This window comes from Saccharothrix deserti (assembly GCF_009769385.1).
Classification (GTDB): Bacteria; Actinomycetota; Actinomycetes; order Mycobacteriales; family Pseudonocardiaceae; genus Actinosynnema; species Actinosynnema deserti.
Window position 1 is genome coordinate 117275 of the sequence record NZ_VKAB01000026.1, and the last position, 22684, is coordinate 139958.

General features: G+C 71.1%; 21 protein-coding genes. 7 read left to right on the plus strand and 14 right to left on the minus strand.

Annotated elements, in window-relative coordinates:
* Positions 1 to 40 precede the first annotated feature (40 nt).
* Positions 41 to 670, minus strand: a complete 630-nt coding sequence (locus FM051_RS34795) for a dienelactone hydrolase family protein (RefSeq protein WP_202919174.1) — start codon at positions 668 to 670, stop codon at positions 41 to 43.
* Between the two features lie 138 nt (positions 671 to 808).
* Here FM051_RS34795 and FM051_RS34800 point away from each other — a divergent pair, with 138 nt between their 5' ends.
* From FM051_RS34800 to FM051_RS34810, 3 genes are all read left to right on the plus strand, one after another.
* Positions 809 to 1069: a hypothetical protein gene (locus tag FM051_RS34800; RefSeq protein WP_158850920.1), complete on the plus strand. Its 261-nt coding sequence runs from the start codon at positions 809 to 811 to the stop codon at positions 1067 to 1069.
* A gap of 149 nt (positions 1070 to 1218) precedes the next feature.
* A complete protein-coding gene (locus FM051_RS34805; RefSeq protein WP_158850922.1) occupies positions 1219 to 1764 on the plus strand; it encodes a dihydrofolate reductase family protein in 546 nt (181 codons plus the stop codon).
* 90 nt (positions 1765 to 1854) lie between these two features.
* Positions 1855 to 4368 (plus strand): ABC transporter substrate-binding protein, encoded by a 2514-nt coding sequence (locus FM051_RS34810; protein WP_158850924.1) that lies wholly within the window; start codon positions 1855 to 1857, stop codon positions 4366 to 4368.
* Here FM051_RS34810 and FM051_RS34815 read toward each other — a convergent pair.
* The 5 genes from FM051_RS34815 to FM051_RS34835 all read right to left on the minus strand — a co-directional run bounded on the left by FM051_RS34815 (position 4365) and on the right by FM051_RS34835 (position 7883).
* On the minus strand, positions 4365 to 4772 hold the full coding sequence (locus FM051_RS34815; RefSeq protein WP_158850926.1) for a hypothetical protein: 408 nt from the start codon (positions 4770 to 4772) through the stop codon (positions 4365 to 4367). The genes FM051_RS34810 and FM051_RS34815 overlap by 4 nt on opposite strands.
* A 54-nt stretch (positions 4773 to 4826) precedes the next feature.
* Positions 4827 to 5633, minus strand: a complete 807-nt coding sequence (locus FM051_RS34820; protein WP_158851089.1) for a DUF899 domain-containing protein — start codon at positions 5631 to 5633, stop codon at positions 4827 to 4829.
* Positions 5634 to 5699: 66 nt separating this feature from the next.
* Positions 5700 to 6068, minus strand: coding sequence for an ArsR/SmtB family transcription factor (locus FM051_RS34825; protein ID WP_158850928.1), 369 nt, complete (start codon positions 6066 to 6068; stop codon positions 5700 to 5702).
* Complete coding sequence (locus tag FM051_RS34830) at positions 6058 to 6489, minus strand: SRPBCC domain-containing protein (RefSeq protein ID WP_158850930.1); 432 nt, start codon at positions 6487 to 6489, stop codon at positions 6058 to 6060. Before FM051_RS34830 ends, FM051_RS34825 begins: the two co-directional genes overlap by 11 nt.
* A gap of 80 nt (positions 6490 to 6569) precedes the next feature.
* Positions 6570 to 7883: an aminotransferase-like domain-containing protein gene (locus FM051_RS34835; protein WP_158850932.1), complete on the minus strand. Its 1314-nt coding sequence runs from the start codon at positions 7881 to 7883 to the stop codon at positions 6570 to 6572.
* Between the two features lie 95 nt (positions 7884 to 7978).
* On the opposite strand from FM051_RS34835, the gene FM051_RS34840 reads away from it, so the two are divergent.
* Positions 7979 to 8761, plus strand: a complete 783-nt coding sequence (locus FM051_RS34840) for an alpha/beta fold hydrolase (RefSeq protein ID WP_158850933.1) — start codon at positions 7979 to 7981, stop codon at positions 8759 to 8761.
* Positions 8762 to 8824: 63 nt separating this feature from the next.
* On the opposite strand, the gene FM051_RS34845 is transcribed toward FM051_RS34840, so the two are convergent.
* Positions 8825 to 9679: a serine/threonine-protein kinase gene (locus tag FM051_RS34845; RefSeq protein WP_158850935.1), complete on the minus strand. Its 855-nt coding sequence runs from the start codon at positions 9677 to 9679 to the stop codon at positions 8825 to 8827.
* 313 nt (positions 9680 to 9992) lie between these two features.
* Positions 9993 to 10943, minus strand: coding sequence for a lysyl oxidase family protein (locus tag FM051_RS34850; protein ID WP_158850937.1), 951 nt, complete (start codon positions 10941 to 10943; stop codon positions 9993 to 9995).
* Positions 10944 to 11160: 217 nt separating this feature from the next.
* Between FM051_RS34850 and wecB the strand changes: the two genes are divergently transcribed.
* Entirely contained in the window at positions 11161 to 12387 is a 1227-nt protein-coding gene (gene wecB, locus FM051_RS34855; protein ID WP_158851091.1) for a non-hydrolyzing UDP-N-acetylglucosamine 2-epimerase, read from the plus strand.
* Here the strand turns inward: wecB and FM051_RS34860 are convergent.
* Both FM051_RS34860 and FM051_RS34865 read right to left on the minus strand, forming a co-directional pair.
* On the minus strand, positions 12305 to 13627 hold the full coding sequence (locus FM051_RS34860; RefSeq protein ID WP_158850939.1) for an FAD-dependent oxidoreductase: 1323 nt from the start codon (positions 13625 to 13627) through the stop codon (positions 12305 to 12307). The two genes, wecB and FM051_RS34860, sit on opposite strands and share 83 nt — an antisense overlap.
* Positions 13627 to 14442, minus strand: a complete 816-nt coding sequence (locus FM051_RS34865; RefSeq protein WP_158850941.1) for a glycosyltransferase — start codon at positions 14440 to 14442, stop codon at positions 13627 to 13629. The genes FM051_RS34860 and FM051_RS34865 overlap by 1 nt, the downstream gene beginning before the upstream one ends.
* 331 nt (positions 14443 to 14773) lie before the next feature.
* On the opposite strand from FM051_RS34865, the gene FM051_RS34870 reads away from it, so the two are divergent.
* A complete protein-coding gene (locus FM051_RS34870) occupies positions 14774 to 16207 on the plus strand; it encodes a sugar transferase (RefSeq protein ID WP_158850949.1) in 1434 nt (477 codons plus the stop codon).
* Positions 16189 to 17835 (plus strand): putative glycoside hydrolase family 15 protein, encoded by a 1647-nt coding sequence (locus FM051_RS34875; protein WP_238412873.1) that lies wholly within the window; start codon positions 16189 to 16191, stop codon positions 17833 to 17835. The genes FM051_RS34870 and FM051_RS34875 overlap by 19 nt, the downstream gene beginning before the upstream one ends.
* Here FM051_RS34875 and FM051_RS34880 read toward each other — a convergent pair.
* The 4 genes from FM051_RS34880 to FM051_RS34895 are packed head-to-tail and all read right to left on the minus strand — an operon-like array spanning position 17810 to position 22672.
* Positions 17810 to 18970 carry a glycosyltransferase family 4 protein gene (locus FM051_RS34880; protein WP_238412874.1) on the minus strand — a complete coding sequence of 387 codons (1161 nt, stop codon included), beginning with the start codon at positions 18968 to 18970 and terminating at the stop codon, positions 17810 to 17812. The genes FM051_RS34875 and FM051_RS34880 overlap by 26 nt on opposite strands.
* On the minus strand, positions 18967 to 20043 hold the full coding sequence (locus FM051_RS34885) for a glycosyltransferase (protein ID WP_238412875.1): 1077 nt from the start codon (positions 20041 to 20043) through the stop codon (positions 18967 to 18969). The genes FM051_RS34880 and FM051_RS34885 overlap by 4 nt, the downstream gene beginning before the upstream one ends.
* 11 nt (positions 20044 to 20054) lie before the next feature.
* Complete coding sequence (locus tag FM051_RS34890) at positions 20055 to 21461, minus strand: oligosaccharide flippase family protein (RefSeq protein WP_238412876.1); 1407 nt, start codon at positions 21459 to 21461, stop codon at positions 20055 to 20057.
* A complete protein-coding gene (locus FM051_RS34895; protein WP_238412877.1) occupies positions 21458 to 22672 on the minus strand; it encodes a glycosyltransferase 87 family protein in 1215 nt (404 codons plus the stop codon). Before FM051_RS34895 ends, FM051_RS34890 begins: the two co-directional genes overlap by 4 nt.
* Positions 22673 to 22684: the final 12 nt, after the last annotated feature.

Below are 22684 nucleotides of genomic sequence, written 5' to 3' on the forward strand. Positions count from 1 at the left end.
GACGGTCTGGATCAGCGTCCCGACAACACGCTCCCCCAACTCACAGGTGTTCCCGGAACCACGCACCCGCCAGCCGGGCGACCTCATCCAACGCCCCCGGCTCCTCGAACAGGTGCGTCGCCCCCTCGACCACCTCGATCCGGTGAACCGTCGCCAACCGCTCCGCCGCCGCCCGGTTCAACTCCAGCACCTGCTCGTCCCGACCACCCACGATCAGCAACGTCGGCGCACGCACCCGCGCCAGCGCGCTCCCCGCCAGATCCGGCCGTCCGCCGCGCGACACCACCGCCTTGACCAGGTACGTCCCAGCCGCCGCGACCAGTGCCGCCGCCGCACCCGTGCTCGCGCCGAACAGCCCGATCGGCAGCCCGCGCGTCGCCGGGTACCGCGACGTCCACTCCACCGACGCCGCCACCCGTTCCGCCAACAACTCGATGTCGAACCGCAGGTGACCGGTGACGCGGTCCTCCCGCTCCTCACGCTCCGTCAACAAGTCCATCAACAGCGTGGCGAACCCGTCCCGGCGCAGCGATTCGGCCACGGAGCGGTTGCGCCCGCTGTGCCGGGAACTGCCCGAACCGTGCGCGAACACCACCACACCGGCGGGTTCGTCCGGCACCCCGAGGTCCGCGGCCAAGTCGACACCCCAGGCGTCGACCGACACCGCCATCGTGCCGCTCCTCGTCATGTCTTCCGGGGTTCACCGGCAGGCACCCCGGCAAACGGCCCGCGTCCGACGCGGATACCCACCGCACGCCGGGTAACCCATTCGGTGTCACCCGTTCCGACCAGCACGGGAGGAGTCACCATGGCTGACGAACGACCGCAGCCCGACCAGCGATCCCTGTCCGAGCAGCAAGAGGGGTTGGAAAGGCGGCGGGACACCGGCCGGGACCGCGCCCTGCGACGCGACGCCGACGCGGCCGCACCCCAGTTCACCGCACCCGACGGCGGCGGCGACTTCGCGCACCACGAGCCGACCGCCATCGCCGACGAAGCCGGGTCGACCTACCCGGCGAGCCCGGAAGAGCAAGCCATGCACATCGAGACCGAAGAAGACCGCGGCTGACCCGCGACCGACCCGCCCCAACCCAACCCGACACAGACCGACCGACCCGACCGCGACCGACCCGACACAGTGGACAGCTCCTCGGCCGTTCGCGCGCCATTGATCCCGGCGGACTCGCCGCGCCCCCGCCACACACGCCTGGAGATGCCATGAGGAAGATCGTCGCCTGGTTGTTCATCACGCTGGACGGAGTCGTGGAGTCACCGGAGAAGTGGGTGATGTACAACGACGAGCTCGGCGAGACCATCGGCGCGGAAGCGGACGCGGCGGACACCCTGCTCCTCGGTCGCCGCACCTACGAGGTGTTCGCCGCCTCGTGGCCACAGCGCACGATCGAGGACGACCCGCTCGCGGACTGGATGAACAACACCCCCAAGCTGGTCGCGTCGACCACGCTGGACGACTCCCCCGACTGGCGGAACTCGACCGTCATCAAGGGTGACGTCGCCAAGGAGCTGCACGCGCTCAAATCGCAGCCGGGCAAGAACATCCTCGTGAACGGCAGCCCGACGCTCGTCCAGTGGCTGCTGCACCACAACCTCCTGGACGAACTGCGCCTGTTCCAGCACCCGATCGTCGCCGGCGGCGGCAAGCGACTGTTCACCGACAGCGGCAACAGGGTGAAGCTGACCCTGTCCCACTCCCGCGCCCTCTCCAACGGCGTCCTCGACCTCGCCTACGCGCCCACCGCCTGACAAAAACGGAGCCAGAATCCCGATCGGGTGATCGCGCCCCGGTCAGGGGATTCTCCATCGGGCACCACGTGGTGTTCCTAGCCTCCGCCCGTGCCTGAAAAGCCCGACACCGCCGTCACGCTCACTCATCGGGCGATCGGCCTGCGCACCAGAGACCCGCACGCGGCTCGCGAACTGCTGGGCGTGGCGCTTGCCCAGGACGCCGAGTACGAACCGGCCTGGCGCTGGCTCGCCGAACTGGTCACCGACGACGCCGAGCGCCTGTTCTGCCTGGACAAGGCGTACGCGATCAAAGCCGACCCGGCCACCGACCGGGCCCGACGCGCACTGCGCGGCGTCCAGCCGACCGCGCCCCACGAGGCGCGCGACGTGGTCGAGCCGCCCCGCCCGCAGCCCGTGGCGCCACCCGCCAGACGCCGCCGCTCACCCAAGGCCCTGATCGCGATCGGCGCCGTGACGCTCGTCGCGCTGACCACCATCGGCGTGTGGACCGCGACCGGCACCGCGGGCAACGAGCCCGTGCACGTCGCCCTGGTCGCGGGCATGACCGGACGCGACCCGGCCGCCGCCGCCCACCTCGAACGCGGCGTGCGGATGCGCCTGGACAACCTCAACGCGGACGGCGGCGTCAACGGCCACCCGGTGGAACTCCTCGTCTACGACGACGCCGACCAGCCCGACCGGGCGAAGCGGATCGCCGAGGAGATCGTCCGCGACGACAAGGCGCTGTACGTCATCGGCCACGGCGTCACGGTGACCTCCCTCGCCGCCGCCCCGATCTACCGGGCGGCCGGCATACCCGCCGTCACCCCTTCCGCCAGCGGAGCCGGCATCACCGACGGCAGCGAGTGGTACTTCCGCAGCATGTTCGGCGACCGCACCCAGGGTGACTTCCTCGCCGTCTACGCCTCCCGGGTGCTCGGCGCCGACAAGGTGGCGGTGGTCTACGACGACACCGAGTCCGGCCGCTCCGCACAGGCCGCGTTCACCGACTCGTTCAGCCGCTTCGGCCAGGTCGTCGCCGCGCTACCCGTCGCCGACGACCCGCGAGCCGCGGTCGACCAGGTGAAGGCCCTCACCCCCGGCACGCCGATCCTGCTCGCCACCGAGGAGCGCAACGGCGTCCCCCTGGTGAAGGGTCTGCGCGGCGCGGGGGTCGACGCGCCGATCCTGGGCACCGCCACCCTGGGCACCACCTCGTTCCACGACGCCCTGGGCGATGCGACGCGCGACCTGCACCTGGCGACCCCGATGGCGGATGACTCGCTGTCCGGCCCCGCGCTGACCTGGGCCGAGAACTACCAGCAGCGGTACGGGGAACGCCCGCGCTGGCACGCCGCGACCGCCCGGCAGGCGCTCAACGTCGGCCTGCACGTGATCACCGCCAACGGCATCGGCCTCGCCCCGGCGAACCGCGCCGACGACCGCAAACGCCTGCGCGACGGACTCGCGGCGTTGAAGGACAAGAAGAACGCGTTCCCGGCGCTCCTCGGCCCGCTGTACTTCTCCGCCAACGGCTCCGCCCAGATGCCGGTGTCGTTCGTGACCAGCGACGGCTCCCGACTGGTCTCGGCGCCCGTCCAGCTGACGATCTACGAACCGCCGTCGGAGCAGGCGCTGAACGCCGCGCTGGCGGACGGCAGCGTGATCGCGATCGGCGACCGGTACCTGACCCGCCGCCAGGTGGTGGCCACCGGCATCAACCTGAACGAGGTCCGCGACCTGGACACCCGGGACGGCACCTACTTCGTGGACTTCTTCCTGTGGCTCAAGTACACCGGCCCGCACACCGCCGCGGACGTCCAGTTCGTCAACGCCGTCAAGCCCGACCTCGAGCTCGGCGAACCGCTGCGCGACGTCACCGGCCCGGACGGCACCTACCGGCTGTACCGGGTGGCCGACCGGTTCAAGAGCGGCTTCGAGTTCCGCAGCTTCCCGTTCGACCGCCAGCACCTCAGGGTGGTGCTCCAGAACCGCACCGAGACCGCCGACCAGGTCGTGTACGTGACGGACAAGGAGATCCTGGACCAGCCGTCCGAACACCACCTGCGCAGCGGCGCGGACGGCGACGCCACCATCAACGCCATCCCCAACTGGCTGACCACCTCGGCCCGGTTCTTCCAGCGGACCGTCGGCAGCAGCGACGCCCTCGGCGACGGGTCGGCGGCCGGCACCGCCGAAGGCATCTACTACAGCCAGTACACGGGCGAGGTGGAGATCGTCCGCGACACGCTGCCGTTCCTGCTGAAGAACCTGCTGCCGTTGGTGCTGCTGATCTGCGTCACGTACCTGTCGCTGTTCTTCAAGGCCTCCGACGGCACCGCGCCGGTGTCCATGGGCATCACCGCGATCCTCAGCACGGCCGTGCTGCTGAACAACGTGACCTCGCAGTTGCCGTCGGTCAGCTACACGGTGGCGCTGGAGTGGGGCTACTACGCGTTCATCCTGCTCGCCGTCGGCTGCGTGCTGATCGCCATGCTGCGCAAGCGAATGGCCACGCTCCAACGCGACGACGCGGAACGGCGACTGTCCAGGGCGGCCCGCATCGGCTACCCGGTCTACCTGCTCGGGGTCCTGGCGACGTACCTCGTGCTGTTCGCCTAGGAGTCACCGCTCTCGTTGTCCTCTGAGCCCGCCTTGTCGTGGAACCCGGCGTCGTAGTCCCCCACGTACAGCGCCTTGTCGCACGCGAGCTGCTGGAACAGTTCCCGCAGGTCGCGTGCGACAAGGCCGATCCCGCCTTCGTCCCCGAACACCACGACGGGCAGGTCCGCCAGGTTCGCGCGGTCGTCGATCCGCCAGAGCGCGTAGACCGACCCGCCGGCGTTGGCGGTGGCGAAGGAGAGGAAGCTGTCGAGGAACTCCGGGTCCTTCGACCACGTGTCGATACCGACGGTGCGGCCGAACTCCGCGAGGTCGAACCCGGTCGAGATGTTCTCCCCGCCGATGCGGTCTTCCAGTTGCTTGAGCAGGTTCAGCTCCGGGACGGGCGAGTAGGTGTCGCTCATCCGGACATCATCGCGCGGAGCCGATCACACCGTGATCCACTTGTCCGGACCCGTTCAGCGAGAACAGCAGGACCCTGCCGGCTCGGACGAGCGCACGGTGTCGCCGCCCTCCGAGGAGGCGGGCAGCGGTCGTGCGTTCTCCTTGGCACGGACGCCCGACGCCTCCACCTTCGCCAGCCACCCCTCCGCCGGTTCGGCGTCGGCGTACTCGTCGTGCCAGTCCCACCACTCGTACGGCCGGGTCTGCGGATACCCCTCCGGCGAGTCCTCCCACTCCTCCTGCCGCCCGAGCGCGGTCATGTCGAGGTAGCTCCAGGTGCCGCCCATCACCTCGTCACCGCGGTTGTTGATGAAGTAGGTGCGGAACACGCGGTCGCCGTCGCGGATGAACGCGTTCGTGCCGTGCCACTCGTCCACACCGAAATCGGCGTCGAACCCGTCGGTCATGCTGTACCAGGGCATCGTCCACCCCATCCGCGCCTTCACCCTCTCGATATCCGCCAGCGGCGCGCGCGAGGCGAAGGCGAGGGTGGTGTCGCGGGCGTTCAGGTGGGCGAGGTGCGCGACCTGGTCGGCCACCATCGAACAGCCCCGGCACGCGTGCTCCGGCCAGCCGAACACGCCGGGCTCGAAGAAGGCGCGGTAGACGATCAGCTGACGACGGCCCTCGAACAGGTCGAGCAGGCTCACCCGGCCCCTCGGTCCGTCGAACGCGTACTCCTTCTCCACCTCCAGCCACGGCATCCGCCTGCGCTCGGCGGCCAGCGCGTCCCGGGCGCGGGTCATCTCCTTCTCCTTCACGAGCAGCCGCTCACGCGCTGCCTCCCACTCCTCCGCCGTGACGATCGGGGGTGTCTTCATCGTGGTTTCCATGTCCACCTTCCAGTTCAGGTCCACGCTCACGCGCGGAGCCGATCGTCGTGCCCGTCAGGTTTCGTCGGGTGGGGTTGTCGCGGACCCGCCCGCGGTCCGGTCGAGGTGGTCCTTCAACGACGCGAGCGGGCCGTCCCAGTCACGGGCCAGCGCGGCCAGGAACTGCTGCGCCACCTGCATGGGTGCGGAGCGCAGCCGGTACCGCACCCGACGCCGTTCCCCCGGTTCGGCCGTCACCAGACCGGCCTCGGCCAGCAGGGCGAGGTGTTTGGCGATCGCCTGCCGAGTGATCGGCAGGCGATCCGCCAGGTCCGTGGCCGTCGCCGGACCCCCCGAGGCCAGCGCGGCCAGGATGGCGCGCCGGCTCGGGTCGGCCAGCGCGGTGAAGACCTGTTCGGCGATCGCCTCGACGTCAGGCGGCATCGAGGTAGGCGACCAGTTCGCCCAGCTCACTCGTCCAACCCCGGGTGTTCGCGTCGTAGGCCTTGCGGTAGTAGTCGTCCGGCAGTTGGGCGAAACCGTTCTCGACCACCGTCAGCCGGGTGCCCTCACCGACCGGTTCGAGCGTGAACTCGACATAGGTGCGGCGCGGATCGTCCTCGGGCAGCCCGAAGATGGGCCAGCTGAACCCGAACACCGTCGGCTCCTCCACCCGTTCCACCCGCATGTCGACCGTGGGTCCGTCGGTCCACTTCATCCGGACCGCGCCGCCCGGACGCAGGTCGACCGTCGCCTCGTTGCCGAACCAGGTGCCCAGCCCCTCGGCCGTGGTGAGCGCGGCCCACACCTTGGCCGGCGGGTGAGCGACCTCCATGGTCCGCTCGATGCGATCGGGAAAACCCATAACGACCTCCAACGAGTAGCAACCGAACGGTTGCCACACTATGGCAACCGTTCGGTTGCGTCAACGGGACGGTTCGACGGTCAGTCGACGGACTCGTCCTCCGGACTGCCGGCGGCGAGGGCGGCGAGCACGTCCAACGCGGCGGCCAGCGTCGGCGTGGACGCGGAGGCGAGGGCGAGGCGGACGGCGTTCGGCGCGTGGCCGGGTACGACCGCGAACGCCGCGGCGGGCGTGATGGCGATGCCCCGACGCCCGGCGGCGGCCACGAACGTCTCCGCCCGCCACCGTTCCGGCAACCGCCACCAGCAGTGGTAGGAACCCGGATCGGCACGGATGTCGAACCCCGCCAGCCGCTCTCGGACGAGCTGCTGCCGTGCCGACGCCAACGCCCGCTTGCGGTCCACTATGGACTCCACGGTGCCGTCGGTGATCCAGCCGGTGGCCGCCGCGATCGCGAAGTGGCCCGCCGCCCAACCACCTGACCGCGCGGCGGCGGCCACCCGGTCGACCAGGTGCTCGGGCGGCACGGCGAACCCGACCGTCAGACCCGGCGCGAGACGCTTGGACAGGCTGTCCACCACGGTCGTGCGCTCCGGCGCGAGCGGCGGCAGGTCGGGACCCAGGAACGCGTAGATGCCGTCCTCGATCACCTGCACGTCCAGTTCCCGCACGGTGTCGGCGAGTTCGGCCCGCCGCCGCTCGGGCATGGTGGTGCCGAGCGGGTTGTGCAGCGTCGGCTGGAGGTAGACCACGCGCACGTCGGTGGCCCGGACCGCCTGTGGCACCACGCCCGCGTCGTCCACCGGCAACGGCACGAGCGTGATACCCAGCCTGGTCGCGATGGCCTTCACCACCGGGTAGGTGACGGCCTCCACACCGAGCCGCCCGCCGACCGGCACCAACGCCGACACGGCCGCCGCGATCGCCTGCCTGCCGTTGCCGGTGAACAGGATCCGCCGCGGGTCCGGCGCCCACCCGCCCCGCGCCAACGTCCGCGCGGCAGCGGCACGCGCCTCGGCCGTGCCGCGGACACCGATCGGCGTGAGCGCCTCACCCAGCCCTTCGCGGACGACCCGTTCGAGCCCCGGCGCCAGCAGCTCCGGCTGATCGGGCAGCACGCAGAAGTTCAGCTCCAGGTCCACCCGCGCCCCACCCGGTTCGGCCAACGCGGGCTCGACCGGTGGACGCGCGGCACGCACGAACGTCCCGCGCCCGACCTCCCCCACCGCGAGACCACGCCGGACCAGCTCGCCGTAGACACGCGCCGCCGTCGACCCGGCGATGCCGTTCCTGCGGGCGAACCGCCGCTGCGGCGGCAGGCGGTCACCCGGCTTGAGCCGCCCGGCCGCGATGTCCGCGGCGAGCCGGTCTGCGATCACCCGGTAGTCCGGCACGCGAGCACCCCACATTGCACCGAGAGCATTGTTTTCATTGCACCGACGATCGTGGCGTTCCTACGCTTCGGACGTCAACGGCTCCAGGGGGACGCATGCGCGTGAACGACATCGACATCGCCTACGACGACAAGGGCGCCGGGCTGCCCGTCCTGCTCGTGCACGGCCACCCGTTCGACCGCTCGATGTGGCGGCCACAGGTCGAACAGCTCAGCTCGCGGTACCGGACGATCGCCCCGGACCTGCGCGGATACGGTGAGACAACGGTCGTGCCCGGCAAGACGCCGCTGAACGTGTTCGCCGACGACCTGATCGGCCTGCTGGACCGCCTCGACCTGGACCGGGCAGTGCTGTGCGGCCTGTCGATGGGCGGCCAGATCGTCATGGAATTGCACCGCACGCACCCCGAGCGCGTCCACGCCCTGATCCTCGCGGACACCTTCCCCGAGGCCGAGACACCAGCCGGCCGCGAAGCCCGCCACGCGGCGGCGGAACGCGCGCTCCGCGAAGGCATGGGCCCTTACGCCGACGAGGTGCTGGACAAGATGATCGCCCCGCGCAACGTCCAGGCCCTCCCCGCCGTAGCCGCTCACGTGCTGCGGATGATGCGCGGCACGTCACCGGAAGGCGCCGCCGCGGCCCTGCGCGGACGCGCGGAACGCCCCGACTACCTCGACTCCCTGTCCCGCACCACCGTGCCCGCGCTGGTCGTGGTCGGCGAGGACGACGAGTACACGCCGGTCGACGTGGCCCGGCGGATGCACTCGACCATCCCCGGTTCGACGCTCGCCGTGATCCCCGGCGCGGCCCACCTGCCGAACCTCGAACGGCCGGAGGAGTTCACGGGCGCGGTGGAACGCTTCCTCGACACCCTGTGACGTGCCCCGACCCACCCGGCCGCCCGCCCACAACCGGAGAACGCCGCTCCGGCAGCCGTCGCCCTACTCCGCGGGCTGCGCCCGACCACCGCAGAGCAGCCCGTCAGGCAACACCCCTGAGATCGGCCCGGAGCGCAACATGTCGGCACACCGCGCGGCCGACGGCCGGCGCCGAGCGGACAGCGAGGTCATCAACGTCAGCAGCCGTCCCAGGTCGGCGGGCAGATCACGCGGGATCCCGGGCGGCCGGTCCAGCCGGGCGACGGCGGCGTCGACCCGATTGCCCTGGTACTCGCGGTACCCCGTCAGGCACTCCAGCAGGACCAAGCCGAGCGCGTACACATCCGCGGCCGGTCCGACGTCCTCGCCGCGCACCTGCTCCGGGGCCAGGTAGGCGGCGGTGCCGACGATCTGCTTGGTCTTGGTGAGCCTGGTCGAGCCGAGCGACCGGGCCAGGCCGAAATCGGCGAGGTACGCGGTGTCGGTCCGGTCGAGGAGGATGTTCGACGGCTTCACGTCCCGGTGCACGACACCCTGTTCGTGGACGTGGGCGAGGGTGTCGGCGAGCCGGTGGCCAAGGGCCCGGACCTGCGCGGACGACAACGCGCCGTGCACCAGCCGATCACCGAGCGTCCTGCCTTCGACCAGCTGTAACACCACGAACGACGTCCCACCGCACGTGCCGGCGTCGTAGACGGAGACGAGTCCGGGATGCGACAGCCGGGCCAACGTGCGGACCTCGTTGTCGAACCGGCTCCCACCGACCGCGTCACCCCGCAACTCGAACAGCTTGACCGCGACGAACCGCCGGAGCAGCACGTCCCACCCCCGGTGGACCTCGGCCATACCGCCTTCACCGAGCTTCCCCACCAGTTGGTAGCGACCCGCCAGCACACGGTTCTCAACGGACAGCGACATGGCCCCGCCCTTCGAGTCACCGGTCGGTCCGGACGCCACCGAATTCCCCCAGAAGAGCTGGATCAAACCGCCGACACGATCCGCCCCCGACCACCGGCCGACCACCGCCGCCGATCAAGAGCCACGAACATCAGAGCCGCACCCCGCACCCCGCACCCCGCACTCCGCCTCCCCACCGCGCCCGCGACGACCTCGGCGCCATCGAGCACGGCGGGCGGGACGTCGATCACCGCACGATCCCAGCCGCGGCACCCCCGAAGCGCACCCCCGAAGCGCGGCCCGGTGTCAGCGGCCCCGAGTCAGCGGCCCCGAGTCAGGGGAAGTTGGCGGCGCAGCGTTCCCGCCCCGGGCAGTTCCGCAGCAGCTTCACCTGCGGCGGGTCGATGATCTGCGCGGGCGGTTCGGTGGCGCCGCCCGGCCACCGCACCGAGATCGCCATGGACGACGCGTTGTTGGTGTACGACTTCTCCATCAACGTCCGGTCGCCGTTGACCACGTTCACCACGTCGTACACCCCCGACGGCACCGTGGTGATGTCCAGCCACTGGAAGTCCACCGTGTGCAGGTAGGCGTCCCCGTGCCCGACCGAGATCCCCTGCATCACGGTCAACGCCTCCGGCACGTGGTGGCCGCACTGGTTCCCCGCCAGCACGTCCGCCAACTCCTCCTCCGGGCTGTCCCCCTTGCCCGGCCGGTTCGGCAGGCGATCGCCCGTCTCGTAGCGGTCACCCAGGCAGAAGCCGGTCTTCCGGTCGGTGACCAGCGTGTCACCCGACGGGGTGCGAAGTTGGAAGTGCTCGAAGCCGAGCAGGTGCCAGTGCTCGTGCGTCGCGGCGGGCTCGTAGTACATCGTCGCCGGGATCGGGTGCTGCGCCTGCTCGTACGACGCGGGGATCGAACCGTCCACAGCGGACTGGAGCGCCTGCCGCGCCGACATCCCGTGCTGGCCGAGGTGCTCCCGCCGGCCGTAGATCAGCAACGGCCCGTCGCCGATGTTCTCCGCCGATGTGGTGAACCTCAGCCGGACCGCACCGGCCGGCCCCCTCTTCACGCACTCGCCGTTCGCCCCGGACGGATCGACGACCAGGCACACGTCCCAGTCGACGCACCACGACGGGTTGCCGGAGTAATCACCCGCGCATCCCACAGCCGCCTGCCGCAGATCGGGCAACAGCACCGTCCCCATGGCCTGCGCGTGCGACGGCCCCACCGACATCGCCACGAGCACCGTCGTGGCGAACAGGGCCGCGTACCTTCGAACCATTGTCCTCAGTCCGTCCGATTGTCAAAGTGATCCACACGCAAACTTACTGACGTAACCCCCATCTCAGGTCCAGCGCCAGTCAACTTCACTCGATCGACTGAGGCGCAAGGGAAAACGGCCGCCGGGACTCTAACCTTCTCCGCGATCGCGCCCAGGAGCGCGTCATCCGCGACTGGAGGTGGTTTCGATCGACGAGGGAGCTCTCGGCGCCGTCACGATGGTGTGCGGCACCAGGCCGGAGCTGATCAAGCTGGCTCCGCTGATCCGCATGATCGGGACGAACGCGACCGTCGTCTACACCGGACAGCACTACGACACCGCGATGTACCAACGGATCCGGCAGGACATCGGCTGTCCGGGCCGGTTCCACGAGCTGGGTGTCGGCGCTGGACGGCGCGGCGCACAGCTGGGCGCGGCCATCACGGCGGTGGACGAGGTGCTGGCCCAGCAGCCGACGCGGGCGGTGATCGTGCAGGGCGACACGACGTCCGCGCTCGCCGGGGCGTTGGCCGCCAACGCGAACGACGTGCCGCTGGTGCACGTCGAAGCGGGCCTGCGCAGCTTCGACCGGGCGATGCCGGAGGAGCACAACCGGGTGGCCATCGACCACCTCGCCGACCTGTGCTGCGCACCGACCCCGCTCAACCGCACGAACCTGCTCGCCGAGAGCGTCCCGGAGGAACGGATCGCGATCACCGGCAACACGGTCGTGGAAGCACTCGTCACCGCCCTCCCCGGACGTGACGAGGAGTCCGTCGTCCTGGACGGCCACGAACTCGAACGCGACGGCTACGTGCTCGCCACCATTCACCGGCCGGAGAACGTGGACGACCCGGTCAACCTGGAGACGATCCTCCGCGAGCTGAACCGGCTGCCGCTGCCGGTGCTCCTCCCGCTGCACCCGCGCACCGCCAAGCGCGTGGAGAGCTTCGGGCTGACCGCCCTGCTTCGCCCCCTCAAGGTGGTCGAACCCCAGGCCTACCCGGCGTTCCTGGCCCTGGCCCGGTGCGCCGCCGTGGTCGTCTCCGACTCCGGCGGCATCCAGGAGGAGGTCAGCGTCCTCAAACGGCCGGTGGTCGTGGTGCGCCGCAGCACCGAGCGCCCGGAGATCGAGGGCACGTTCGGCACCCTCGTCCCGCCCGGTCCGAAGATGAGCACTGAAGTGCTGCGGTGGCTGGACGACGTCGCCGGCCACCGGGAACGCCTGGAGCACATCCCGTCGCCGTACGGCACCGGCTCGCCGTCGGCCCGGATCGCCGCCGCACTCCGGCAACTGGTCCGCGGCCAGTCGGTCCACACCCAGTCGGCCCACACCCAGCCGGTCCACACCCAGCCGGTCCACCCACAGTCGGGGGACCGGCTCAGCCCGGAACGGTTTGCGGTGCCCCCGCCAGCGTCGCGACGACCCGCCGCGCGAGTCCCACACTCGAGTTCCAGCTCGTGACTTCCGGGTAGACGTGCGCGGTGGTCGCCAGCAGCAACGGCGTGCCGGCGACCACCACGGGCGGGCGCCGCGCCAGGTACCCGAGCGGGTACACCGGCTCCACGAACGGCGCCTTGAACACCCGCACGTCCTCCACGTCGGCACGGCTCAACGACGGGTGCAGCGCCAGCAACTGCGAAGTCCACCGCGCCGCGACCGAGGCGTCGTCCTCCTGGAACAACGCGGACTCCCGATCGGTGTACCGCATCGCGTAGACGAGATGCCGCCCGCCGTACGGCTCCACACCCGCCAACGGCGTCATCTGGATCAGCCCGTCGAACTCCGTGCCCGACCGCACCACGGGCGTCCAGTAGTGCCCGGACAACGGCCGCCGCAGGAAGAACAGCGCGTTCACCACACCCTGGTACGGCAACCGCACGTCGGGCAGCCGGGCGGCCAGGTCGTCGTCCGCGAGCTGCCGGAGCAACGGCAGCGGCAGCGTCGACACCGCGCGATCCGCCGACACCACCTCGTCGCCGTCCAGCCGGATCCGCACGCCGTCGGCGACCCCGATCCGCCGCACCGGGGCGTCGAGCCGCACCACCCCGCCACCCGCCTCGATCGACCCCCTCAGCGCGTCGATGACGGCCCGGTAGCCGCCCTCCGGGTAGCCGCGCACCGACACGGCCCCCTCACGCCCCAGCCGCTGCCACAGGTACAGCGCGGGCACGTCGCCGAAGCGGGCCCCGAACTTCGCCCCGAACAGCGGCGCCAGCAGCAGCTCCCACACCCGGTCGCCGTACAGCCCGCGCAACCAGTCCTCGGTGCGCGTGCCGTCCAGGTCCTTGCCCTGCCCCAACCGCCGCAGCAGCACCGACACCGCGCCGAACCGCAGCCGGTCGAGCACACCCAACGGGGTGAACCTGAGCAGGTCCAGCGCCGTGTTGAACGGGAAGCTCCGGCCGTCCACCACCATGCCCATCCGGGTGCGGCGCCACGCGATCGACTCGCGCAGCCCCAGTTCGCCCAGCAGGCCGAGCAGGTGGTCGTCGGTCGGCATCACGCAGTGGTAGAAGCGCTCGACCCAGCGGTCGCGCCACGGGAAGAACGTGCCCAGCCCGCCGAGCTGGTCGCTGCCCTCCAGCAACGTCACCCGCGCGCCCGCGCGCACCAGCCGGTGGGCCGTGGCCAGCCCGCAGATCCCGCCGCCGACCACCACCACGTGCCCGTGGTCCACCCGCCCGTCCGGCACACGTCGCATCACAGCACCCGGTACGGGGCGGGCGACAGCCGGTCGCGGACCAACAGCTTCAGGTACTGCCCGACGGTGCGCGCGATCCTGATCTTGCTCGGCCCCTGCTTGCGGTCGTAGCGCAAGGTCAGCGGCACCTCGGTGACCACCGGCCGGCAGTGCCGCAGCTTGAGCAGCAGCTCGACCATGCACGCGAAACCGCGTTCCTCGATCAACCGCTCGCCCCAGTGGCTCTCGGCACGGGCCAGCAGGCTGACCCGGTAGGCGCGGAAGCCGCTGGTGAAGTCGCGGACGCCGTCGACCCGCAGCACCCGGCGGAACAGCACCGCCGCACCGCGCGACAGCAGCCGGCGCAGCGCGGGCGCGGTCGCGTCGTCGCCGCCGGCCACGAACCGGGAGCAGATCACCACGTCCGCGCCCGCCGCGATCTCCCGTTCCAGCACGCGGATCAGGGTCGGGTCGTGGGTGTCGTCGGCGTCCATCACGACGACGACGTCCCCCTCACCGGCCTCGGCGAGCACGGCCCGCAGTCCGGATTGGACGGCCTGGCCGAGGCCGAGGTTCACCGGGTGGCTGACCAGCCGGACCTCCAGCCCCGGCACGCCGGTGGCGGCGACCTCGGCGGTGCCGTCGGACGACCCGTCGTCCACGACCCAGGCGGTGAGCCGTCCGGTGAGCGCGACCTCCGCGAGCCGGCTCAGCAGCGGCGGCAGCGAGGCGGCCTCGTTGTAGGCGGGTAGCACGACGTGGGTGCGCTTGCCGCCGGAAAGGGCCGGTCCGCCCTCTTCCGACGCGGTGCGCACGTCGCCTTCATCGACGGTCAAAGGGCCCCATTTCACTGGATGGCGGATGGCGGTCCACAATTATTCGCCTCCGTACCGCGACTAGATTCGACCACCCCGCGGTATCTCGTCGCACGACCGGGCGAATTCAGGCGGAGAACGGACCCGATGATCACCAGAAAGAGGAACAGTGTTCACCGAACGAGTGAATTAACGCCGAAGATCACACTTGGCGAACACCCAGTGAGTAGAGATTCCCGTTCGGATGATCTCGAACGGGTGACCGATATCGAGTTCATGGTGGGAAGGACGTCGTCCGAATGTGGTGTGGCGTGGACGGGACGCGCTCGGGCCCCGGCAAGGGCGGTCCGAGATGAACGGGGTGGGTTCGGCGACCACCTCGCCCCTGGTGTCGCGGTGGCGGCACCCGAGACCGCGGGAGACGTCGTGGGCGGACCTGCTCCGGCGGGTGAACGCGGTGGCGGTGCTGCTGGTCGCGGTCGACGTGACCACGGTGGTCGCGGTGGCCACGCGGTTCTCGCCGGGCGGGTGGTGGACGGTGGCGGTCGCGGCGGCGCTGCTGGGCGTGCGAGGCGCGTACCGGCTCTACCGGCGGCGGCTGTGGCTGTCCTGGTTCCACGACCTGCCGCGCTCCGCTGGCGCGACCGCCGTGGCGTTCGCGCTGGTCACACTGGTCGCGCTGATCGGCAGCGCACCACCTGACGCCACCAGGGCCGCCCAGTGGTCGGTGCTCGCCTTCGCCGCGCTGAGCGAACCGGCCCGGGTCGTCGTGTTCGCCTTCGGCCGCTGGGCCCGCCGCCGGTTCCACCGCTGCGACCGCACGATCGTGGTCGGCGCCGGGAAGGTCGGGGTCGACCTGGCCGGCGCGATGCTCGCGCACCCCGAGTTCGGCTTGCGCCCGGTCGGGTTCGTCGACCCCCAGCCCTCGCAGGACCTGCAGTCCGCGCTGGACCGCGCCGCCCTGCCGGTCGACCTGATGGACGAGGACCTCGCCGACGCGATCACCCGGTTGGGCGTCGGCACGGTCGTGCTGGCGTTCTCCCACGCCCGCGAGTCGTCGGTGGTCGACTCGGCCATCACCGCGCACCGACTGGGCTGCACCACCCTGGTCGTGCCCCGGATGTTCGAGCTCTACCAGGACGGACCCGATATCGAACGGCTCCGCAGCTACCCGCTGATGCGGCTGGGCACCGCCCCGACCAGCCGACCGACCTGGTGGGTCAAGCGCGCCATGGACGTGCTGCTGGCCGCCGTCGCGCTGGTCGTGCTCTCGCCGGTGATCGCGCTGTGCGCGCTGGCCGTGCTGCTGGAGAGCGGCCGTCCGGTGATCTTCCGCCAGGTCCGGGTCGGGATGGACGATCAGCCATTCGTGCTCTACAAACTGCGCAGCGTGAGAATGTGCGGCGAAGACGATTCCCAAGTCACCTGGTCGGTGGCCGGGGATCGCCGGGTCGGACCAGTCGGACGATTCCTCCGCAACAGTTCCCTGGACGAACTGCCGCAGTTGTGGAACATCCTCCGGGGTGACATGTCCATCGTCGGACCACGCCCGGAACGGCCGGGTTTCGTGCGCGAATTCTCGGCTATCCACGAGCTGTACTGGGCCCGGCACCGAGTTCCCACGGGACTGACCGGACTCGCGCAGGTGCACGGCCTGCGGGGTGACACCTCGATTGTCGACAGGTCCCGGTACGACAACTACTACATAGCCAACTGGTCGTTGTGGCTGGACGTCAAAATCCTGTTGCAGACGGTGGGTGAGCTGATGTGCCGAAGGAACCGCTGAACCGACGCCCCATCCGCGAGTTCGGCAGCCACGTGCTCGGCCTGGTGTGCGCGGCCGCGCTGCTGCTGCCGAGCGCCGGGTGCACCCTGGACGCCGCGTCAGGCCGGTCGGTGCCCCCGGACCCGCTCGCCCCGATGCCGAGACCGCTCGCGCCTTGCGGCTGGTGGTACGGCATCGGCGAACCACCCACCACGAACGAGATCGCGTTCGCCGCGCAGCACTACAGCCTGGTGGTGCTCAACGCGACCGAGACGGCCTCCCTGCGCCAGCTCAAGCAGCTCAACCCGAAGATCAAGGTGCTGGCCTACAAGGACTTCTCCAGCGCGCGCAACTACCCGGGCGCGGTCGACGGCGAGACCGACGCGCCGCTGCTGCCCACCGGCATCGGGTACTTCAAGGCACAGCGCGAGAGCCCGCACTGGTTCGCCCTGGACACCGAGGGCAAGCGCATCGAGTGGAAGCCCTACCCGAAGCACTGGCAGATGACCGTCTGGGACCCGGCCTACCAGAAGGCGTGGAGCGAGGCGGTCACCGCCGAGGTCGTGCGCGAGGGCTGGGACGGCGTGCTCGCGGACAACGACTTCAGCTCCCTCAAGTACTACTCCACGGCCGTACTCAAGGGCGCGGCGGACGCGGCCGAGTCCGACCGGATCATCCGCGAGGGCATGGACACGTTCCTCACCACGGCCGGCGACGCCCTGCGCCAGGCGGGGAAGATCCTCATCCCGAACGTGTCCGAGTCGCACCTGACCCCCGGCCGGTGGTCCGCGCACTCCCGGTACGACGGCGCGATGGAGGAGAACTTCGGCCTCCGCGACACCGGCACGGGTGAACTGCTCACCTTCAAGGGCAACGAGTGGAAGGAACTGCGGTCACAGGCCGCGCTCGGCGAGTCCTGGCTCCTGCTGATCACCCACACCAAGGGGGCAAGGGAGGAACGCGTCGGCTACGCCACCGCGGCACTCCTGGCCAGCCCTCACACGTGCTGGTCCGGCGCGACCACCAAGGACTACCGCAACCCGGACTGGTCGCGCTACCAGGACGCCGACCTGGGCGAGGCGACCGAAACGGCGAACCAGCTGCCGTCCGGCGCGTGGGACCGCCGGTTCACCGGCGGGTACGTGGCGGTGAACCCGACCGGCAAGACCGCGCGGGTGACCCTACCACCGGACTTGGTCAACGTCGACGGCGGCGCCGCCGCACCGGCCACGATCGACCTGGCCGCGGGCGACGCCGTGATCCTGGTCAAGCCCACCGGAACCACCACGACAACACCACCCACCACCACTACCACCACCACCACGACCGCCCCAACGACAACCCCCACCACGACCACGGGCACGACGACCACCACGACCCCACCCGCAGTAATCCCGACCACCACCGGGCAGACGACCACGACACCCGGCCCGACCACCACACCCGACCTGACCACGACAACCGAGCCGACCACCACCCAACCCACCACGACCCAGCCACCCGCAACCGAACCGCCCACAACCCAGCCGCCGACGACCCGACCGCCGACCACCCAACCGCCGACCACCGGGCCCCCGACCACCGGGCCCCCGACCACTCAGCCCCCGACCACCACGGCGACCACTACGCCGCCGGCTCCCAGCCCATGAGTTCGCGGTAGAGCGCGAGGTGGCGCCGCGCGCACACGTCCGGCGCGAACAGCTCCCGTGCCCGTTCAGCGAGCAGACGGCCCGTGCGGGCGGGGTCGGGGTCGGCGAACAACGCCCGCAGCCGCGCCGCCAACTGGTCGACATCACCGGGCGCGGCCAGCGGACCCACATCACCCCAGCCTGAAAGACCGCCGCCCGGAGAACCACACCCCAGCATGTCGGCAACCCCACCGGTGTCCGTGGCCACCACGGGCTTGCCCGCCGCCATCGCCTCGGCCACCACCAACGGCTGCTGCTCCATCGTGGACGGCAGCACGAGCGCGTCGTGGTGCCGCAGCAGATCCGGCACATCGGTCCGGAACCCCAGGAACTCCACCCGCCCGCCCAACGCACGGGCCAGCTCTTCCGACCTCACCCGCTCCGGACCGTCACCGATCACGGTCAACGTGGCGTCCGCCGGCATCACCCCCGGCAACGCCAACGCCGCCAGCAACGTCGCCAACCCCTTGCGCTCCACCAGCAGACCGACGAACACCAGCCGCCGCACCGGCCCAACAGGCAGCTGCACGTGCGCGGGCTCCACGCAGTTGTCGATGTGCACCAACCGAGCTCCCGGCACCCGCAGCCGAGTCGACAGGAACCGGCCCATCGCCCGCGCCGGCACCACCGTCCGGTGCACAGCCCGCGCCACCACGGCATCAGCCGCCAGCACGGTCCGCGTGTAGGCGGAAGGCCGAGCAGCCCGCGGAACCCCCCGGAACCACGCCTCCCCCACATCATCGGGCACACCGTGGTACGTCTGGACCACCTTGTGCCGCCACCGCAGACCGGCGCTGACCAGCCCGGCCCGCCGGTCCTGCGCGTGCACCACGTCCGGCCGCCAAGCCCGCAACGCCGCCCGCGCCCGCCACCCGGCCCGCACGTCGGCCTTGTCACCGACCTCCACCAGCTCGTGGTGCCCGTCCAACGCCTCCGCACCCCGCCGAGGCACCGGCCCGAACACCCGCACGTCCACCTCACCGGACGCGAGCAAGGCCTGCGCCAAGCGCACGGTCACGTCCACCGGTCCCCCGCTGTCCTGGGTCAACAGGTACGCGACCCGCAGACGCCGCACCTCTCCCGCGAATCCGCTCACCGAACACCCACCACGAGCTTGTCCACCAGCATCGCGATCTGATCGGCCACCTGCCGCCGGTCGAACAGCAACTCCACCCGCCGCCGCCCGTGCGCGCCCTCCCGATCGGCCAACGCCGGATCCGCGAGCCGCAACGCGACGGCCTCCACCAGCGCCCCGACGTCACCGACCGGCAGCACCGCACCGGCCTCACCCACGCTCTGCCGCACCCCGCCGACGTCGAACGCCACCACGGACCGCCCGCACGCCATCGCCTCCAACGGCACCAACGCCATCCCCTCGGCCCGCGACGGCAGCACGACCACATCGGCGGCGGCGTAGAAGTCGGAGACCGAATCGTCATGCCCCCACCACCGCACGGACTCGTCGTCGCACGCCGCCTGCCACCGCTCGCGCATCGGTCCGTCGCCGACCAGCACCAGCCGGGCGTCCGGCACCTTCGCCCGCACCTCGGGCCACGCCGCGAGCAGCTGGTCCTGTCCCTTGAACGGCGCGAGCCGGCCGACGCACACCGCCGTGGGCGCCTTCTCCGGCAACCCCAGCCGCCACCGCGCCGCGACCCGGTCGCCCGGCCGGAACCGGTCGATGTCCACCCCGTTGCACACCACCTCCGCGGGCCCATCGACACCGGCGGCCCGCCCCACGGCCAGTTCATCGTCGCTCACGCACACCAACAGGTGCGTCCACCGAGCCCCTAACCGCTCCCACGCCCGAGACGCACGCCCCACCACACCGGCAGCGCTCTGGAACGACCACATGTGAGGCTGGAACAAGGTCAGCCGCCGCCCACGCAGCACCACCCGTCCGACCAACCCGGCCTTGGAGCTGTGCAGGTGCACGACATCCGGCGCGAGTTCCCGCAGAATCCGCCGAAGCCGAAGAGCCTCCACCACCGTCCCCACCCCGGGATGCCGACGAGCAGGCCAGTCACGCACCTCGACACCCAGACCGAGCGCCCGCTCGGCGAGCGGACCCGGCGGGCACACCAGGGTCACCGACCACCCGAGATCCCGTTGCGCCTCGACCAACTCCAGCACCACACCCGCCACACCCGCCGCCACGGGCTGGCTCACGTGCACGACCTTCACCGCCGCAACGCCTCCCGGTTCGCCGCCAGCACGACCACGCCGCACACCACCGCCAACACGCCACCTTCACCCAAAGCGCCCACCACCGAACCGGGCGGCCCGAACACGTCACCGACCACGAACGCCACCACCGCACAACACCCCGCCGCCAAGACCACCCCGCCAACCCCCTTGACCAGCGACCTCAACGGCGGCCCGATCCCCCGCCGGGCCAACGCGCGCCACGTGCACGGCACCACCAGCCACACGGCCACGACCTGCACCAACGCGACCGCCACCACCCCGTGCCGGGTGAACACCACCAGCCCGCCCACCAGCAACGCCAGGTGCGTCGCCTCCAACGCCAGGTAACGGCGGGCGTGCCCGGCCGCCTTGAGCACCTGGTACCACAGGTGCAGCAGGCTGATCCCCAAGCCGTACAAGCACAACAGCGCCAGCGGCACCGCCGCCCCCGCCCACCGCGCGCCGAACACCACCACCCGATCGGCCAACGCCGCCGTCACCGCGTACAGGCCACCGGTCACCACCAGCACCGCCGACGTGAACCGTCCGACCACTTCGGACAGCCCCTGCCCATCCCGGATCAACTTGGCGCACAACGGGAGCACCACACCACCGAGCACCACCGCGACCAGGATGTACGGCACCCAGGCGATCCGGTACGCCAACGAGTACACACCGACCGCCTCCGGCCCGTGCACCCGCGCGATCGCCAGGTAGTCGACGTTGATCAGCAGCACGGCCACCACCGCACCCGGCCCGACCACCGCGATCCACCGCAACGCCTCGCCCGCCGCGCCCGCGTCCCACACCGGCCGCACCCGCACCCCGGCCACCACACCGAGCACGGGTTGCGCCACCGCCGTGCACAACAGCCCGATCACCAGCGAGTACGGCCCGGCCCCACCCACCGCGAGCACGATCGTCACCGCCGCACCGAGCACCGCCCCACCCGCGTCGGGCAACAGCCGGCGGCGGAAGTCCAACTCCCGGTGCAGCAACCCCATCTGCACGCCGGCCACCGCCGAGAACGGCAGGCTCACCGCCGCCAACCGCACCAGCGACGCGACCGAAGGGGCGTCCAGCGCCCGAGCGATCCCATCGGCCGCGAGCACCAACCCCAAGGCCAGCACCAACCCCGCGCCCGCACTGAGCGTGAGCAACGTCCCCGCCACCCGACGCGGATCCCGGTCCGTCCGGCTGACCACGTCGTACACGCCCATCGACTGCACGACCTGGCCGATGTTCACCAGCGCCACCGCCAGCGCCACCAGCCCCAGCCCTTCCTCGGTGAGGAAGGCGGCCAGCACCAGCGTGACGGCCATCTGGCTGCCCTTGCCGACCAGGTTGACCAGGAACAGCCACAGCGAACCCCGCACGGCCCGCTGACCGACGGGTGTCACGCCCGCACCGTGCCGACGCCCGAGCAACGGCGAGTGGCCGCGAAACCCACCGCCAGCAGCCACGCCGCCGCGACCGCCACACCGTCGACCGTCACATCGACCCGCGCACTCGACACCGCCCGGATCGCCAGGCTGACGAAGTGCAAGTGCGCGAAGGGAACCAGGAGCAGCACCACCGACAACCCGACGAGCCGCCAGTCCCGTTCACGCCGACGCGGCCACCACACGACACCCACCGCCACCATCGACGGCACGGCGATCAGCACGTCACCCGGCTGGTGCACGATGGCCACCACCACCGCCAGGCACGTCAGCAGGTCCGCCGCGGCCGGCTGGCCCATCCGGTCCAGCCGCCGCACGAGCACCCCGCTCACCACCAGCACGCCGACCAGCGCCAACAGTTCCGCGCCGCCCGGCAGCCAACCCGTGACGCGGTAGAGCACGGCCGCGAGGTCGATCCGCTGCGCCGTCATGGAATCCACCGCGCCGTACGACGTCTGACTTGCGTGCGCCAGGTTCGCCGCGATCACGTCCAGGAACGGTCCGACCCCACCACCGCGCACGATCAACGGCACCAGGACGACCAGACTCGCCACCGCCGCAATCGCCGTCCCGGTCAACGCCACCCGCCGCGACCCGCGCACGAACAGCAGCAACGCCAGCGGTAGACCGAACTGCGGCTTGAGCCACGCCAACGCCAACGCGACCGCCGCCCACTTCGGCGAGTCCCGCCGCGCCAGCAACGCACCCGCCGCCCCGACCGCGATCAGCGGGTTCACCTGCCCGACGTACAGCTGCGCCTTCCCCACCTGGCTGAACACCAGCAGGGTCGCGATCACCGCCGTGCCGAGCACCAACGGCACGTGCTGCCGCAACCGACCCGCCGCCAACACCGCCAGCGCGACCAGCAGCAACAACGACGCCAACGCGAACGCCACCGCGCCCACCCGGTACCCCGGCAGCGCGAACGGCGCGTGCAGCAGCAGGTGGTACGGCTGGTAGAGGTTGAAGTTCTGCCGCACCGGCCAGTGCTCGAACATCGCTGCCGGGTGGTACGGGTTGCCGCCGGCCAGGAACTCGCGGATCGGGAAGTACAGCGCGTCCCGGAAGTCCTGCATCCGCTCCTCGGGCAGGTTGGCCGGGGTCGGGAGCGGCACCTCCCACGAAGGCCGCAACGCACGCCACGCGCCCACGACCCCCACCAACGCCACCAGGGCAACGAG